The organism is Roseomonas sp. CCTCC AB2023176 (assembly GCF_042259275.1).
In the GTDB taxonomy this organism is placed as follows: Bacteria; Pseudomonadota; Alphaproteobacteria; order Acetobacterales; family Acetobacteraceae; genus Roseomonas.
Window position 1 is genome coordinate 2,893,030 of record NZ_CP170086.1, and the last position, 15,706, is coordinate 2,908,735.

General features: G+C 70.9%; 12 protein-coding genes. 7 read left to right on the forward strand and 5 right to left on the reverse strand.

Features of this window, described 5'->3' with window-relative positions; genetic code table 11:
- Positions 1-201 precede the first annotated feature (201 nt).
- Genes ACE7GA_RS14425 through hpnA form a run of 4 tightly spaced genes read right to left on the reverse strand, consistent with a single transcriptional unit; the run spans position 202 to position 5,108 of the window.
- The gene (locus ACE7GA_RS14425; RefSeq protein ID WP_376087558.1) at positions 202-852 is read right to left on the reverse strand and encodes a hopanoid-associated phosphorylase; all 651 of its coding nucleotides are present in this window, start codon (positions 850-852) and stop codon (positions 202-204) included.
- Complete coding sequence (gene shc, locus ACE7GA_RS14430) at positions 849-2,837, reverse strand: squalene--hopene cyclase (RefSeq protein ID WP_376087560.1); 1,989 nt, start codon at positions 2,835-2,837, stop codon at positions 849-851. The genes ACE7GA_RS14425 and shc overlap by 4 nt, the downstream gene beginning before the upstream one ends.
- A 28-nt stretch (positions 2,838-2,865) precedes the next feature.
- The gene (locus ACE7GA_RS14435) at positions 2,866-4,008 is read right to left on the reverse strand and encodes a glycosyltransferase (protein ID WP_376087562.1); all 1,143 of its coding nucleotides are present in this window, start codon (positions 4,006-4,008) and stop codon (positions 2,866-2,868) included.
- Positions 4,005-5,108 carry a hopanoid-associated sugar epimerase gene (hpnA, locus tag ACE7GA_RS14440; protein WP_376087564.1) on the reverse strand — a complete coding sequence of 368 codons (1,104 nt, stop codon included), beginning with the start codon at positions 5,106-5,108 and terminating at the stop codon, positions 4,005-4,007. Before hpnA ends, ACE7GA_RS14435 begins: the two co-directional genes overlap by 4 nt.
- A gap of 121 nt (positions 5,109-5,229) precedes the next feature.
- Between hpnA and ACE7GA_RS14445 the strand changes: the two genes are divergently transcribed.
- The gene (locus tag ACE7GA_RS14445) at positions 5,230-6,204 is read left to right on the forward strand and encodes an NAD(P)H-dependent flavin oxidoreductase (RefSeq protein WP_376087566.1); all 975 of its coding nucleotides are present in this window, start codon (positions 5,230-5,232) and stop codon (positions 6,202-6,204) included.
- A gap of 186 nt (positions 6,205-6,390) precedes the next feature.
- On the opposite strand, the gene ACE7GA_RS14450 is transcribed toward ACE7GA_RS14445, so the two are convergent.
- Positions 6,391-6,708 (reverse strand): SCP2 sterol-binding domain-containing protein, encoded by a 318-nt coding sequence (locus ACE7GA_RS14450; protein WP_376087568.1) that lies wholly within the window; start codon positions 6,706-6,708, stop codon positions 6,391-6,393.
- A gap of 122 nt (positions 6,709-6,830) precedes the next feature.
- Between ACE7GA_RS14450 and ACE7GA_RS14455 the strand changes: the two genes are divergently transcribed.
- From ACE7GA_RS14455 to ACE7GA_RS14480, 6 genes are all read left to right on the forward strand, one after another.
- Entirely contained in the window at positions 6,831-8,189 is a 1,359-nt protein-coding gene (locus ACE7GA_RS14455; RefSeq protein WP_376087570.1) for an OmpP1/FadL family transporter, read from the forward strand.
- A 20-nt stretch (positions 8,190-8,209) separates the two neighbouring features.
- Positions 8,210-9,913: a long-chain fatty acid--CoA ligase gene (locus tag ACE7GA_RS14460; protein ID WP_376087572.1), complete on the forward strand. Its 1,704-nt coding sequence runs from the start codon at positions 8,210-8,212 to the stop codon at positions 9,911-9,913.
- Positions 9,910-10,344: a MerR family DNA-binding transcriptional regulator gene (locus ACE7GA_RS14465; RefSeq protein ID WP_376087574.1), complete on the forward strand. Its 435-nt coding sequence runs from the start codon at positions 9,910-9,912 to the stop codon at positions 10,342-10,344. Before ACE7GA_RS14460 ends, ACE7GA_RS14465 begins: the two co-directional genes overlap by 4 nt.
- A complete protein-coding gene (locus ACE7GA_RS14470) occupies positions 10,341-11,477 on the forward strand; it encodes a thiolase family protein (RefSeq protein ID WP_376087576.1) in 1,137 nt (378 codons plus the stop codon). Before ACE7GA_RS14465 ends, ACE7GA_RS14470 begins: the two co-directional genes overlap by 4 nt.
- A gap of 68 nt (positions 11,478-11,545) precedes the next feature.
- Complete coding sequence (locus ACE7GA_RS14475; RefSeq protein WP_376100283.1) at positions 11,546-13,900, forward strand: 3-hydroxyacyl-CoA dehydrogenase NAD-binding domain-containing protein; 2,355 nt, start codon at positions 11,546-11,548, stop codon at positions 13,898-13,900.
- Between the two features lie 12 nt (positions 13,901-13,912).
- On the forward strand, positions 13,913-15,697 hold the full coding sequence (locus tag ACE7GA_RS14480) for an acyl-CoA dehydrogenase C-terminal domain-containing protein (RefSeq protein WP_376087578.1): 1,785 nt from the start codon (positions 13,913-13,915) through the stop codon (positions 15,695-15,697).
- Positions 15,698-15,706 lie beyond the last annotated feature (9 nt).

Genomic DNA, 15,706 nt, shown 5'->3' on the forward strand with positions numbered 1-15,706 from the left:
TCTTACCCCTGTTCCTTGTCAACGGGGATTGCGCGCCGGCGGCCTGCGGGGCCGTCCGGGCAGGTGCGACCGGGCTGCATCCAGGGCCAGGCCGACGCGGGATCGGGGACGGGTGCGGGAGGCGCGCGATGACGCGGCCCCCGATCGAGGGCGGTGGCCGGCGGCCGGCTCGTCCGGGCCGGTGGGATCGGCGGGCCGGCTCTACGGCTCGGGCGGGATGGCCAGGAGGTCGCGCGGAAGGCGCGAGAGCGCGCGAAAGGCGCGTTCGGCGGCGATGCCCGTCGCGATGAGGGCAGGGAGCTGCGCCGGGCGCGCGAGCAGCGACCGGAGGACCGCCGGCAGGTTCATCGAGCCGTCCGGGCGCATGCCGACGAGGGCGGCGGGTGGCAGATCCTGGTCGGCCCTGTCGGCGACGACGCGCGCGACGGCGAAGGGTCGCCCGTATTCCCGGGCGATGTCGGCGACGACGTGCGATTCCATGTCCGCCGCGATCGCGCCGGTTTCGGCGTGCATGGCGGTCTTCGTCGCTGCCTCGGTCAACGGACGGTCACCCGCGTAGCTGGTGCCGGTCCTGGCGGAGAGCGCGTCGGCAAGGCGCCTGGTCCAGGCCGGGTCCGTGGCCGTCCTTCGCGTCCCGCCGATGACCGAGTCCGCGACGATCCAGTCGCCGGATCTCAGGTCGTGTGCCAGGGCTCCGGCGATCCCGATGCTGATGAGGCCCGTCGCCTGGCCGGCGACCGCACCGAGCTTGCGGCGCAGGCCGGTCGAGTGACCGCCGCCAATGACGAAGGTGACGCCGGCCGTCGCCAGAAGGCGCGCCTCCCGCTGAAGGCCGACGGCGGCGACGATCACATCCCGTGCGCCACGCGCGGCTCGTTCGCGCGGCGGAGGTTGCGGTAGCGCGCGAGGGCCCAGACCGGGAAGAAGCGCGGGTAGCCGTGGTAGCGGAGGTAGAAAACGCGGGGGAAACCGCCGCCGGTATAGGCACCCTGCGGCCAGCCGCCGTCGGGGTCCTGCGTCAGGCGGAGGTATTCGATGCCGCGGGCAACGGCGGGGTGGTCCACCTCGCCCGCGGCCATAAGGCCGAGCAGGGCCCAGGCGGTCTGCGAGGCGGTGGAGAGGAAGGGATCGTGCGCCCGGCGGTCCAGGCGGTAGGATTCGCAGCCCTCGCCCCAGCCCCCGTCGTCGTTCTGGATGGCGACGAGCCAGTCGGCGGCGCGGCGGACCATGGGGTGCGACCCGTCGAGGCCGGCGGCGTTCAGGGCGCAGAGGACGGACCAGGTGCCGTAGACGTGGTTCACGCCCCAGCGGCCGAACCAGGAGCCGTCCGCCTCCTGCTCCCGCGCGAGGTAGTCGAGGGCGGCGCGCATGCGCGGGGTGTCCCGCGTTTCGCCGAGCTGCGCGAACATGGAGATGCAGCGGGCCGTGACGTCGGCGGTCGGCGGGTCGAGCAGCGCGCCGTGATCGGCGAAGGGGATGTTGTTGAGAGCGTCGTGGGTGTTGTCGGCGTCGAAGGCGCCCCAGCCGCCGTTCGTGCTCTGCAGGCCGGCGGTCCATTCGACGCCGCGGGCGATGGGTTCGTCGAAGTCGGGCGTACCCTCTTCGTGCCAATGGGCCCGACGGGCGCGGTCCATCGCCATGACGACCACCGCGGTGTCGTCAAGGTCGGGGTAATGTGCGTTGCGGTACTGAAAGGCCCAGCCGCCAGGGCGGACGTTCGGGCGGGCCTCGGCCCAGTCGCCGACGACGTCCAGTTCCTGGAGGGGCTTGAGCCAGTCGAGACCGTGGCGGGCGGCGGCCACGGCGCGGTCGTCGCCGACCTCCAGCAACGCGTGGGCGACGAGGGCGGTGTCCCAGACCGGGGAGACGCAGGGCTGGCAGTAGGCTTCGCCGTCGCGGATGACGAGGAGCTTCTCCACCGCGCGGCGGGCGGTGGCACGCAGCGGGTGGTCCGGCGCGTGGCCGAGCGCGGCGTACATCATCACCGTGTTGGCCATGGCGGGGTAGATGGCGCCGAGGCCGTCTTCCCCGTTCAGGCGCTCGGTGACGAAGGCGACGCAGCGGTCGATGGCGCGCTGGCGCGAGCCCTTTGGCCAGAGGGGGCCGGCGACCTTCAGGGCACGGTCGAGAGCGCCGAAGAAGGCGGCCCAGCCGGGGCGCTGGTGCTCGCCGGAGGGGAGGGGGATGCGGCCGGGGGCGATGAGTTCCTGCACCGTCACGCCGCGCGGATTCTTCGCGCGGGGGCGGAGGGTCATGAGGACGAGGAGCGGGATGAGCACCGTCCGCGCCCAGTAGGAGACCTTCGACAGGTGGAAGGGGAACCAGCGGGGGAGGAGGATCATCTCCACCGGCATGGTCGGCACGGCTTCCCAGGGCAGTTCGCCGTAGAGCGCCAGCTGGATGCGCGTGAAGACGTTGGCGCGGCCGGCGCCGCCGCGGGAGAGCACGGCGTCCCGCGCGCGGCGCATGTGCGGGGCGTCCGGATCGTCGCCGATCATCTTGAGGGCGAAGTAGGCCTTCACCGTCGCGGAAATGTCGGAGGCACCGCCGTGGAAGAGGGGCCAGCCGCCGTCAGGAGATTGGATGCGGCGGAGGTAGGTCCCGATCTTCGCCTCGATCCCGTCGGCGTCGGCTTCGCCGAGGAAGTGGCGGAGGAGGATGTATTCGGCGGGGATGGTGGCGTCGGCTTCGAGTTCGAAGACCCAGTGGCCGTCGGGGCGCTGGGCGCGCAGCAAGTGGTCGGTGCCGCGCGCGACGGCGCGATCCAGCTCGGCCAGCCAGGTGGTGTTGGTCAGCGCGAAGCCCGGCGTGAAGAGGCCGTCCGGGGCGTCGTTCATCGGATGATCCGCGTCACGCGCGTGGCCATCAAGCCCGCCCCGCCAGGGCCTGCGCCCGTCCCTTCCACATCCCGCCCCGACCCCTCCAGACCTGCAATGCGGACGCCACGGTGAACCACGTGTAGGCCGCCCCGATCATGGGAAGCGCGAGACCCCAGAGCGGCGAGGTCCGGTAGAAGCGCAGCATCGGGATGAAGGCAACCGCCATCAGCAGCCAAGCCGCCATTCCAGCGAGGCGTGGCCATCCCGACGCGAAAAGGATCAGTGCCGGAGGCAGCAGGTAGGTCAGGACCATCCCGAGGACGGTGCCGGCCAGGAGCCAGGGGGAGTAGCGGAGCTGGGCGTAGGCGGAGCGGGAGACCATGCGGCCGATCTCCGCGATGCCGCCATAGGGGCGGAGGGAGAGGGCGCGGTCGGTGAGGCCGAGCCAGATGGGCCCCTGGGTCGCGAGGCGACGGGCCAGGGCGCAGTCGTCGATGATCTCTGCGCGGATGGCGGCGATGCCGCCGGCGGCTTCCAGCGCGTCGCGGCGGACCAGCATGACGCCGCCGGCCGCGGCGGCGGCGCGGCCGCGGTTCACCCAGCCGAAGGGATTGAGCATCGCGAAGAAGAAGACGAAGGCGGGGATGAGAAGGCGCTCGGCCGGGGTCGCGCAGTGCAGGCGGGCCATGAGCGAGACAAGGACGCGTCGCTCGGTGACGGCGCGGGCGACCAGGTGGCGGAGCGTGTCGGGAGCGTGGCCGATGTCGGCGTCGGTAAAGAGAAGGAAGTCGGGGGTGGGGCCCGCGTGCTCCGCCCCCTGGGACATGGCCCACGGTTTCCCGGCCCAGCCGGGCGGGGTGGGAGTGCCGGTGAGGATCGTCAGGCGGTCGGCGGCGCCGGCGGTCTCGGCCGCCGCGCGGGCGGCGGCGGCGGTTCCGTCGGTGCTGCGGTCGTCCACGAGGATGACGCGGAAGGGGCCGGGGTAGTCCTGGCGCAGGAGGGAGCCGATCGAGCGGGCGATGACGTCGGCCTCGTCGCGCGCGGGGACGACCGCGGTGACGGCGGGCCAGGCGGTGGGGGCGGGCGGGAGGTCGCGGTCGTCGCGTTCGCGGGCGAGCCAGAAAAAGCCGCGGGCGAAGACCAGGACAAGCCAGACGGCGAGAGAGAGGAGCGCGAGGGCGAGGATCACGCGAGGCGGCCCGTGGCGCGGAACCAGGCGACCGCGTCGGCCAGGGCCTCGCGCGCGGGGCGGGCGCGGTAGCCGAGGTCGCGCTGGGCCTTGGCGGAGGTGAAGAACATGCGGTGGCGCGACATGCGGAGGCCGTCGCGGGTGAGGAGGGGCTCGCGGCCAGTGAAGCGCGCGACGGCCTCCATGGCCGCGGCGAGGGGCATGAGGGGTGCGCGGGGGAGGGTGATCGTGGGCGGGCGGCGGCCGGTGAGGCGCGCGATCTCCGCGAGGATCGCGCGCAGCGTCATGTCCTCGCCGCCGAGAATGTAGCGTTCGCCGATGCGGCCGCGTTCGAGGGCGAGGAGGTGGCCTTCGGCGATGTCGTCCACGTGGGCGAGGTTCAGGCCGGTGTCCACGAAGGCGGGGATCTTCCCGCGCGCGGCGTCGAGCACCATGCGGCCGGTGGGCGTGGGCTTCACGTCGCGGGGGCCGATGGGGGTGGAGGGATTCACGACGACGGCGGGCAGGCCGTCGCGGGCGACCATCTCCTCCACGGCGCGCTCGGCGAGGGTCTTGCTGCGCTTGTAGGCGCCGATGGCGTCCTCGGGCCTTGCGGTGGCGGTCTCGTCAACGGGGGCGGTGGCGCCGGCGACCTTGAGGGTGGCGACGCTGCTGGTGTGTACGATGCGCTCGATCCCCGCTTCCAGCGCGGCGCGCATGAGGGCGCGCGTGCCGTCCAGGTTCACCCGCGCCAGGTCATCCGGGTCGGGGGCCCAGAGACGGTAATCGGCGGCGACGTGGAAGAGGTAACGCTGGCCCTGTGCCGCGGCACAGAGGGAGGCGGGGTCGGTGAGGTCGCCGCGGGCGGTTTCGAGGTCAAGGCCTTCGAGGTTGGGTGGGGTTGCCGTGCCGCGGATCAGCGCGCGAAGGCGGACGCCGCGGGCGAGGAGGCGGCGCGCGACGGCAGAGCCGAGGAAGCCGGAGCCGCCGGTGAGGAGGACCGCGTCGCCGGGGCGAAGGGTGGCGGTCGCGGCCGACTGGGGGAGGACGGACGCGTCGGGCAGGGTCTGGGTCCTTCGGCGCGGGGGTGGGAATGGGGGCGGCCGGCTCGGCGGAGGCATCGTATGAGGGGTGGGGGCGCCGTGCAAAGCGCCGCGCGGAACGGTGCCGGGCCGGGCCGTGGCCGGGCGTGGCGGCGCGTGGCAGAAGGGCGGCGCGCCCCACGAGAAGGATCACGCCACGGTGTCGCATCCCGCCCTGCGCCGGTTCGCCCGTCTTCGCCTGCCGGTGATCGGGGCACCGCTGTTCATCATCTCGAACCCCGACCTCGTCATCGCGCAGTGCAAGGCGGGGATCGTCGGGTCGTTTCCGGCGCTGAACGCGCGCCCCGCGGCGCAACTGGACGAGTGGCTGGCGCGGATCACGGAGGAACTGGCGGCGCATGACCGGGCGCATCCGGACCGTCCGGCGGCGCCCTTCGCCGTGAACCAGATCGTGCACCGGTCGAACGATCGGCTGGAGCAGGATCTTCAGGTCTGCGCGAAGTATCGGGTGCCGGTGGTCATCACCTCGCTGGGTGCGCGGCCCGAGGTGAACGAGGCCGTGCATTCCTGGGGCGGGATCGTGCTGCACGACGTCATCAACCAGGTCTTCGCCCACAAGGCGGTGGAGAAGGGGGCGGACGGGCTGATCCTCGTCGCCAGCGGGGCGGGGGGGCATGCGGGGCGGCTTTCGCCGTTCGCGCTGGTGCAGGAGACGCGGGCCTGGTTCGACGGGCCGATCGCGCTGTCCGGGGCGATCGCGACGGGCGGTGCGGTGCTGGCGGCGCAGGCGATGGGGGCGGATTTCGGCTATATCGGCTCCGCCTTCATCGCGACGGAGGAAGCGCGGGCGGACGAGCGGTACAAGCGGATGATCGTGGAGAGCGGGGGCGAGGACATCGTCTACACCAACCTCTTCACCGGGATTCACGGGAACTACCTGAAGCCCTCGATCGTCGCGGCGGGGCTGGATCCGGAGAACCTGCCGGAATCGAGCAAGGACGCCGCCAACTTCGGGTCGTCACGGGACGCGAAGGCGTGGCGCGACATCTGGGGCTGCGGGCAGGGAATCGGAGCGGTGTCGGAGGTGGTGCCGGCGGCGCGGCTGATCGAGCGGCTTGCCGCGGAATACGAAGCGGCGCGGGCGCGCGTCGTGCGGGTGCTGGAACCCGTCTGAGCCGGAAGGAGCGCGCATCCGCGACGAGGTTCGTCGCGGATCTTGCCGAAGCGCCGGCCGCCTGCGCGCGGGAGTCTGTTCCCGGTCCGCACCCCGGTCGCGGCGGGGTGAGCGCGGTGCCGCGCGCTCCGGGCAGGTCCGGATGCCGCCCGGCGCTTCGCCGGGCAGGCCGCGACGCGGCCCCGGTCAGTCCTCGTCGAGCAGGCTCGCCAGCTTCATCGCGACGCCCTTGGATCCTTCCACCCGCAACTTGCCGGTAGAGAAGGCGAGCATCGGCGAGAGCTTGCCCGCGATGAGCTTCGCGAGATTGTTCGAGGTGAGGGCGAGGACGGTGTCTGCCTCCTCGGCCGGGCCGGCCTCGTGGAGCTCCATGTTGCCGCCGGCAGCGTCGAGCAGGATCGATTGGTCAGTGTCGGTCAGATCGAAGCGCACGCGGTAGCCAAGGCTTCGCAGGGCAGCGCCGCGGGCGCGCATCTGGGTCATCAGCTCGTCGCGGTCGGGCATGCGGGGATTCTCCTGTCATCGAAACGTAAAACTAGGTTGACGTATACGTCAACCGTGTCTTGTATAAGACCAGCCGGGCCAACCGGCATGAACAAACGTCCCGGGGGCAAACGTTGAGCACGGTGAACCGTCTGATTCTCGCCAGCAGCGTGGCGGGTCTGGCATTGGTGGCGATGACGCCGGGGGCTTCGGCCTCGGGCTATCTGGTGCGGGAGCAGGGGGCGCTGACGCAGGGGAATTCCCATGCGGGCGGCGCGGCGCGGGGCGATGATCCGTCCGCCCTGTTCTTCAACCCCGCGGCGTCCGCGTGGATGGATGGCACGAACATCTCGGCCTCGCTCAGCGGGATCCTCCCGCGGGCGGAGGCGGAGTCCGGGTCGGCGTCGCGCACGGCGGCCTTCGGGGGGACGACGATCACCGGGTCGCTTGGCGGCGACGTGGCCTACGACGCGCTGGTACCGTCCAGCTATGCGACGCACCGCCTGAACGATCAGGTGGCCTTCGGCCTGGCCTTCTCCGCGCCCTTCGGGCTCGTGACGAAGTATCCGGGCGACTCCATCGGCCGATACCAGGCGCTGACCTCCTCACTGCGGACGGTGAACGTCACGCCGTCGGTTTCGGTGCGGCCGCTGCCGAACCTGTCCATCGGAGTGGGACTGCAGTTCCAGTACGCGTCGGCGCGGCTGTCGAACGCGGTGGATTTCGGCGCGATCGGCGCGGCGGCCTCGCCGGCGTTCCGGGCCCTGGGCTTCGCGCCGGGCAACCGCGACGGCCGTGCCACGGTCGAGGGCACGGACTGGGACATTGGCTGGCAGGTCGGCGTGCAGTACGAGCCGATCGCGGGTACGCGGATCGGCGCGGCCTTCCGGTCCGCCATCTTCCATAACCTGCGCGGCGAGGCGCAGTTCGAGGGCGTGCCGGCGCAGTTCGGCCTGAGCCCGGCGCTGACGCAACAGTTCCAGAACACCGCGGCGTCCGCGAAGATCGCGACGCCGGAATCCGTGACGCTCGGCGTCTCCCAACGGATCGGGGACCGGGTGACGCTGCTGGCTGGTGCGGAGTGGACGAACTGGTCGCGCTTCCGCGAGCTGCGGATCGACTTCGACAACGGGCGTGCGCCGTCCGTGACCTCGGAGCGGTGGCGGGATTCCTGGTTCCTCAACATCGGTGCGGAGTACCAGGCGACGCGCACCGTGACGCTGCGGACCGGCTTCGCCTGGGACCAGTCGCCGGTGCGTGACGGCACGCGGACGCCGCGGATTCCGGACACGGATCGTTACTGGCTCTCGGCGGGCGCGACGTGGCAGGCGACGCCGAACCTCGCGCTGACGCTGGCTTACACGCATGTCTTCGCGGACACGGCGCGGGTTTCGATCCGCGATCGCGGGCCGGGCACGGAGAACTTCACGCGCGGCAACCTCGACGCGTCCTACAAGGCGAGCGTGGACATTGTCGCCGTCGCGGCGCGGCTGAGCTTCTGACGCGGGGAGGGCCGGGCAGCATGCTGGGCGAAGGTGACGCACCGGCCGGGGCTCCTCCGGCCCGGGCCTATCCGGCGGGAGTCCGCTGGGACATGGACCTGCCGCCGGAGACGCTGCCGGAGGTGATGGCGGACGCGGTGCGGCGATTCGGGCCGCGTCCCGCGCTCGACTTCTTCGGGCGCAAGTGGACCTACGTGGAACTTGGTGCCGCCGTCGAGCGGGCGGCAGAGGGGCTGCGGCGGCTCGGCGCGGGGCCTGGCGTCCGCGTCGGCCTGTGCCTGCCGAACTGCCCGTGGTTCGTCGTCGCATACTTCGCGGCGCTGCGGGCCGGCGCGACGGTGGTGAACTACTCCCCGCTCTACGCCGAGGAGGAGATGGCGGGGCAGGCGCGGGATTCGGGGACGGAGATCATGGTTTCGCTCGACCTCGATCCGATCCTGCCGCGGGTCCTGGGCCTGCTGAACCGAGATGACGTGCCGGTGCGGCACGTCATCCTGTCCCGCTTCTCCGACGCGCTGCCGATCGTGAAGGGCTACGCCTTCCGGCTGCTGAAGGGGCGCAGCATCGCGAAGGTGCCGGCGGGTGACGACCGCATCACGAACATCAAGGCGCTGCTGGATGCGCCGCCGATCGCATCGGCGCCGGCGATCGCGCCAACCGACCTGGCGGTGCTGCAATACACCGGCGGGACGACGGGCGTGCCGAAGGGTGCGATGCTGACGCACGCGAATCTCTGCGCGAACACGCGGCAGGTGAATGCGTGGTTCACCTCGGCGAAGGAGGGGCAGGAGAGAACGCTCGCGGTCATCCCCTTCTTCCACGTCTTCGCGATGACGGTGGCGATGAACGCGTCCATTGCGGGTGGGGCGGAGATCGTGATGCTGCCGCGCTTCGACTGGGCGCTGGTGCAGGCCGCGCTGCGGCGGACGAAGCCGACCGTGTTTCCCGGCGTGCCCACGCTCTTCAAGGCCGTGCTGGACAAGGGCGCGACGAGGGAGGAGCTCGGCACGATCCATACCTGCATCTCCGGCGGGGCTCCTCTGCCAGCGCAGGTGAAGGAGGACTTCGAGCGACTGTCGGGCTGCACGATCCGGGAGGGCTACGGGCTGACAGAGACATCCCCCGTCTGCTTCTGTAATCCGGCCCAGGGCGAGAGCCGGTCCGGGACGATCGGCCTGCCGCTGCCGCGGGTGCGGGCGGAGATCCGGGACCTTGCCGACCCGTCGCGAGTGGTGCCGCTGGGCGAGCGGGGCGAGTTGTGCGTCGCGGGGCCGAACGTGATGGCGGGATACTGGAAGCGCGACGACGCGACCGCGGAGGTGCTGGGCGCGGACGGCTTCCTGCGGACTGGCGACGTCGGCGTGATGGATGCGGATGGGTACGTGACGCTCGTGGACCGGATCAAGGACCTGATACTGGTGTCCGGGTTCAACGTCTATCCGCGCAACATCGAGGAGGCGATCTACCGGCATGCCGACGTCGTGGCCTGCACGGTCGTGGGCATGCCCGACGCGTATCGGGGGGAGGCGCCAGCGGCCTTCGTGCAGCTGCGGTCGGGGAGTGCGCTGGACGAGGAGGGGCTGCGGGGCTTCCTGAAGGACAAGCTGTCCTCAGTGGAGATGCCGCGGCTCGTTGAGTTCCGTGGCGAGTTGCCGCGGACGATCGTCGGCAAGCTGTCGAAGAAGGAGCTCAAGGCGGAGCTGCTTCGGGGGCGCGCGGCATGACACCAGCGCTCCTCACGATCAACGAGCTGGCGGATGAGCTGGGCGTCACGCCGCGGGCGATCCGCTTCTACGAGGCGAAGGGTTTGCTCTCGCCGGGGCGGCAGGGCGATCGTGAGGGAGCGAACCGGGTCTTCACGCGCCGGGATCGGGCGCGGCTGCTGCTGATCCTGCGTGGCAAACGGCTGGGCTTCACCCTTGCGGAAATCGCCGAGTATCTCGATCTTTACGACTCCGACCCGACGCAGCGGGAACAGGTGCGGCTTCTCCTCGCGAAGGTCGAGGAGCGCATCGGGGTCCTGGAGCAGCAGCGCCGGGACCTGGAACAGGCGTTGGGTGAATTGCAGGACATCCGGACGCAGGCGCGCGCGGCATTGGCCGGACAGGATGCCGCGGCGCCGGCAACAGTGGAAATGACGGAACAATCAGCATGACCGACGTCGTGATCGCGGCCTATCGCCGATCCCCCTTCCACTTCGCGCACAAGGGTGCGCTGACGAAGCTGCGTCCCGACGAGATGACGGCGCAGGTGGTGCGGGCGCTGGTGGAGCAGACCGGGCTGGATCCCGCGACGATCGAGGACGTGATCGTCGGCTGCGCCTTCCCGGAGGGGGAGCAGGGGCTGAACGTCGCGCGGCTCGTCTCCTTTCTCGCGGGGCTGCCGGACAGCGTGGCCGGTGCGACCGTGAACCGGTTCTGCGGGTCTTCGATGCAGTCGGTGCATCAGGCGGCGGGAGCGATCCGGATGGGGGCAGGGGATGCGTTCCTCTGCGCGGGAGTCGAGAGCATGACCCGGGTGCCGATCATGGGCTTCAACCCGATGCCGCATCCCGGTTTGGTCCAGACGTTTCCGCAGGCCTACATCTCGATGGGTGAAACCGCCGAGAACGTCGCGGCGCGACACCAGGTGACGCGCGGGGATCAGGAGGCGTTCGCGACGGAGAGCCACCGCAGGGCCGCGGCGGCGCAGGCGGGGGGGCGGTTGCGCGACGAGATCGTGCCGATGGTCTTCAACGGGACCACGGTGGCGGAGGATGGGTGCATCCGGGCCGAGACGACGCCTGAGAGCCTGTCAGGGCTGAAGCCGGCGTTCCGCGAGGGCGGGACGGTGACGGCGGGAACGTCGTCGCCGCTGACTGATGGCGCTGCGGCAGTGCTGGTCTGCACGGCGCAATATGCGAAGGATCACGGGATCACGCCGCTGGCGAAGGTGAAGTCGTTGGCGGTGTCGGGCTGCGCGCCGGACGTGATGGGGATGGGGCCGGTGGGGGCGGCGCAGAAGGCGCTGGCGCGTGCGGGCCTTTCCGCCCGTGACATCGAGGTGATCGAGCTGAACGAGGCTTTCGCGAGTCAGGCGCTGGCCTGCATGCGGGAGCTCGGACTCGACCAGGCCAAGGTGAACCGGGATGGCGGCGCGCTGGCGCTGGGGCATCCGCTCGGGGCGACGGGCGCGCGGATCGTCGGCAAGGCGGCGCAGGTGCTGCAGCGGGAGGGCGGGCGCTACGCGCTGGCGACGCAGTGCATCGGTGGTGGGCAGGGCATCGCAACCGTGCTGGAGGCGCTGTGATGGCCGATACGCTGGGCCGTTCGCGCACGGGCGACGCCACGACGGGCGCGCCGTTGGTGGCCCCGGAGATGGCGGTGATCCAGGCCGGGCCGGGGAAGGCCTCGGGTGGCGGCGGGCGGATCGCCAAGGTGGGTGTGATCGGCGCGGGCGTGATGGGGGCGGGGATCGCGGCGCATTGCGCGAATGCGGGCGTGCAAGTGGTGCTGCTGGACATCGTGCCCGGCGGCGCGGCGAAGGCGGTGCAGGCCATGCTGAAGGCCGACCCGGCGCCGTTCATGCACCGTCGCAACGCGGAGCGGGTGCGGGCGGGGGATCTTGAGACCGACCTGTCGCTGCTGTCCGACTGCGACTGGATCGTCGAGGCGATCGTGGAGCGGCCCGATGCGAAGCGGGCGCTTTACGCGCAGGTCGAGCGGGTGCGGAAGGCGGGGTCGGTTGTGTCGTCGAACACCTCGACCATTCCGTTGGCGGCGCTGCTGGAGGGGGCGGGGGAGGCGTTCCGGCGCGACTTCCTCATCACCCATTTCTTCAACCCGCCGCGCTACATGCGGCTGCTGGAGTTCGTGACGAGCGCGGAGACTTCGCCCGGGGCGGTGGCGTTGGTGCGGGATTTCGCGGATCGGTCGCTCGGGAAGACCGTCATTCCCTGCAAGGACCGGCCTGGATTTATCGCCAACCGGATCGGCGGGCTGTGGATGCAGTGCGCGATGAACCACGCGCGGGAGCTGCGGCTGACGATCGAGGAGGCGGACGCGGTGATGGGGCGGCCGGTGGGTATCCCGAAGACTGGGGTGTTCGGGCTGCTTGACCTGGTCGGGCTGGACCTGATCCCGCATGTCGGCGCGAGCATGAAGGCGGCGCTGCCGGCCGATGACGCCTACGTGCTGGGCATGCGCGACAACGCGCTGATGGCGCGGCTGATCCAGGAAGGCCGCACCGGGCGCAAGGGCGGCAAGGGCGGCTTCTACACGCGGACGAAGAGCGCGGAGGGCGAGAACCTCAAGCGTGCCATCGACCTCTGGACGGGCGAGGACCGGCCGACGGAAAAGCCGGTGCTGGAGAGCCTGGAGGCCGGTAAGAAGGACCTTCGCAAGCTGGTGGAGCATCCGGACCGCGGCGGGCGCTACGCGCGTGCCGTGCTGCTGGACGTGCTGTCCTACGCGGCGTCGCTCGTGCCGGAAGTGGCCGACAGCCCGGCGGACGTCGATGCGGCGATGCGGCTAGGGTATAATTGGAAATGGGGGCCCTTCGAGCTGATCGACCGGCTCGGGCCGGCGTGGCTGGCGGCGCAGTTGCGCGCGGAAGGGCGTGCGGTGCCGGCGCTGCTGGAGGCGGTGGGGGAGTCTACCTTCTACTGTGTCGAGGATGGGCGGCTGCAGGCATTCGGGGTGGACGGGCGCTACGCTGACGTGGTGCGGCCGGAGGGCGTGCTGCTGCTGGCCGACGTGAAGCGGCGGTCGAAGCCCATCGCCAAGAACGGGGCGGCGTCGCTGTGGGATATCGGGGATGGCGTGGCCTGCCTCGAGTTCCACACGAAGATGAATGCGTTGGATCCCGAGGTTCTCGCCATGATCGGCAAGGCCACGGCGATGGGGACCAAGGGCGCCTTCAAGGCGCTGGTGATCCACAACGAGGCGGAGAACTTCTCGGTCGGGGCCAATCTGGGGCTCGCGTTGTTCGCGGCGAACATCGCGGCCTGGGGCGAGATCGAGGGGATGATCGAGGGCGGGCAGAAGGCGATGCGGGCCATGCGCCACGCGCCCTTCCCCGTGGTCGGCGCGCCGGCCGGCATGGCGCTCGGCGGTGGGTGCGAGGTGCTGCTGCACTGCGACGCGGTGCAGGCGCATGCGGAGACCTACGTGGGTCTGGTGGAAGTGGGCGTCGGCGTCATCCCGGGCTGGGGCGGCTGCACGACGATGCTGCGGCGGTGGTCGGAGGCGCCGAAGGTTCCAAAGGGGCCGATGCCGCCGGTGGCGAAGGCCTTCGAGATGATCTCGACGGCGCAGGTCGCGAAGTCGGCCTTCGAGGCGCGGGAGATGATGCTGCTGCGTCCCGGCGACGGGATCACGATGAACCGCGACCGGCTGCTGGCCGATGCAAAGGCAAAGGCGCTGGCGCTGGTCGAGGGCTACAAGGCGCCGGAGCCGAAGCCGCTGCGACTACCCGGGGCGACGGGGCGCGCGGCGCTGTCGCTGGCGGTGCAGCAGCAGGTCGCGTTGGGGCGGGCGACGCCGCACGACGTCGTGGTGTGCCGATACCTGGCAGAGACGCTGACGGGCGGGAAGCGTGACCACACCGAGGAGACCTCGGAGGACGAGGTCCTGAAACTGGAGCGCCGGTCCTTCATGGATCTGTTGAAGACCAACGCGACGCTGGCCCGGATCGAGCACATGCTCGAGACGGGGCGGCCGCTCAGGAACTGAGGAGGCGCTGACATGCCGACCTACAACGCGCCGCTGCGCGACATGCGCTTCGTCATGACCGAGTTCGTGGACCCTGCGCGGCTGCGGTCGCTGCCCGGCTGCCAGGAGATGACGCCCGACCTCGTCGACCCGATCCTGGAGGAGGCGGCGAAGCTCTGCCAGGAGGTGCTGTTCCCGCTGAACCGCAGCGGGGACGAGGAAGGGTGCGTGCTGGAGAACGGTGTGGTGCGCACGCCCAAGGGCTTCCCGGAGGCCTATGCTGCCTTCCGCGACGGCGGCTGGGCGGCGCTGGCCTGCGACCCGGATTACGGCGGGCAGGGGCTGCCGAAGTCGGTGGCGCTGATGTTCGAGGAGATGATGTGCTCCGCGAACCTGTCCTTCGGGATGTATCCGGGGCTGTCGCACGGGGCCTATTCCGCGCTGTCGAAGCACGGGACGCAGGAGCTGAAGGACCGTTACCTGCCCAAGCTGGTGTCCGGTGAGTGGACGGGGACGATGTGCCTGACGGAGCCGCATTGCGGCACCGATCTCGGGCTGATCCGCACGAAGGCGTTGCCGGACGGGGACGGGTCCTACGACGTCACGGGCAACAAGATCTTCATCTCGGCCGGGGAGCACGACCTGGCGGACAACATCCTGCATCTGGTGCTTGCGAAGCTGCCGGATGCACCGCCGGGGACGCGGGGGATTTCGCTGTTCCTCGTGCCGAAGTTCCTGCCGACGGAGGATGGGAGGCCGGGGCCGCGCAACGCGGTGTCCTGCACGTCCATCGAGCACAAGATGGGGATCAAGGCCTCGGCGACCTGCGCTATGTCCTTCGACGGCGCGAAGGGGTGGCTGGTGGGGCGGCCGCACAAGGGGCTGTCGGCCATGTTCACGATGATGAACGAGGCGCGGCTGTCCGTCGGCATCCAGGGGCTGGGCCTGGCGGAGGTGTCCTACCAGAACGCCGTGGCCTACGCGAAGGACCGGCTGCAAGGGCGCGCGCTGGAAGGCGCGAAGCATCCGGAGAAGGCAGCGGACCCGATCATCGTGCATCCGGACGTGCGACGGATGTTGCTGACCATGCGGGCGCAGGTCGAGGGGTGCCGGGCCCTCGCGATGCTCGTCGCGCTGGAGCAGGACGTGGCGCGGCTGCATCCCGACGCGGCGGAGCGGCAGGCCGCGGATGACTACGTCCAGCTGATGACGCCGATCATCAAGGCCTACCTGACCGATGTGGGCTGGGATGCGACTGCCACCGGCATGCAGGTGCTGGGAGGTCATGGCTACATCCGCGAGTGGGGGATGGAGCAGTACGTGCGCGACGCGCGGATCGCCCAGATCTACGAGGGGACGAACGGCATCCAGGCGCTGGACCTGGTGGGGCGGAAGTTGGGGGCGCATGCCGGGCGTTACCTGCGGCGCTTCTTCCACCCGGTGATGGCCTTCATCGAGCGCGCGGGCGAGGACGAGCGGATGGGCGAGTTCGTGCTGCCGCTGTCCAAGGCTTTCGGGCGCCTGCAGCAATGCACGGCGGAAGTCGCGCGGAAGGGGCTGGGCGATCCCTTCGAGGCGGGCGCGGCGGCTTCGGACTACCTGCGGCTCTTCGCGCTCACGGCGCTTGGCTATGCCTGGGCGCGGATGGCGGAGGTGGCGTTGGAGAAGCGGGAGGGCGACACGACCGGCTTCTACGATGCCAAGCTGACGACAGCGCGGTTCTTCATGACCCGGATGCTGCCGCACACGTCCGCACATGCCGCCGCTGTGATGGCGGGCGGGGCGGTGTTGAAGGAGTTGGAGGACGCGGCGTTCTGAGCATGACGG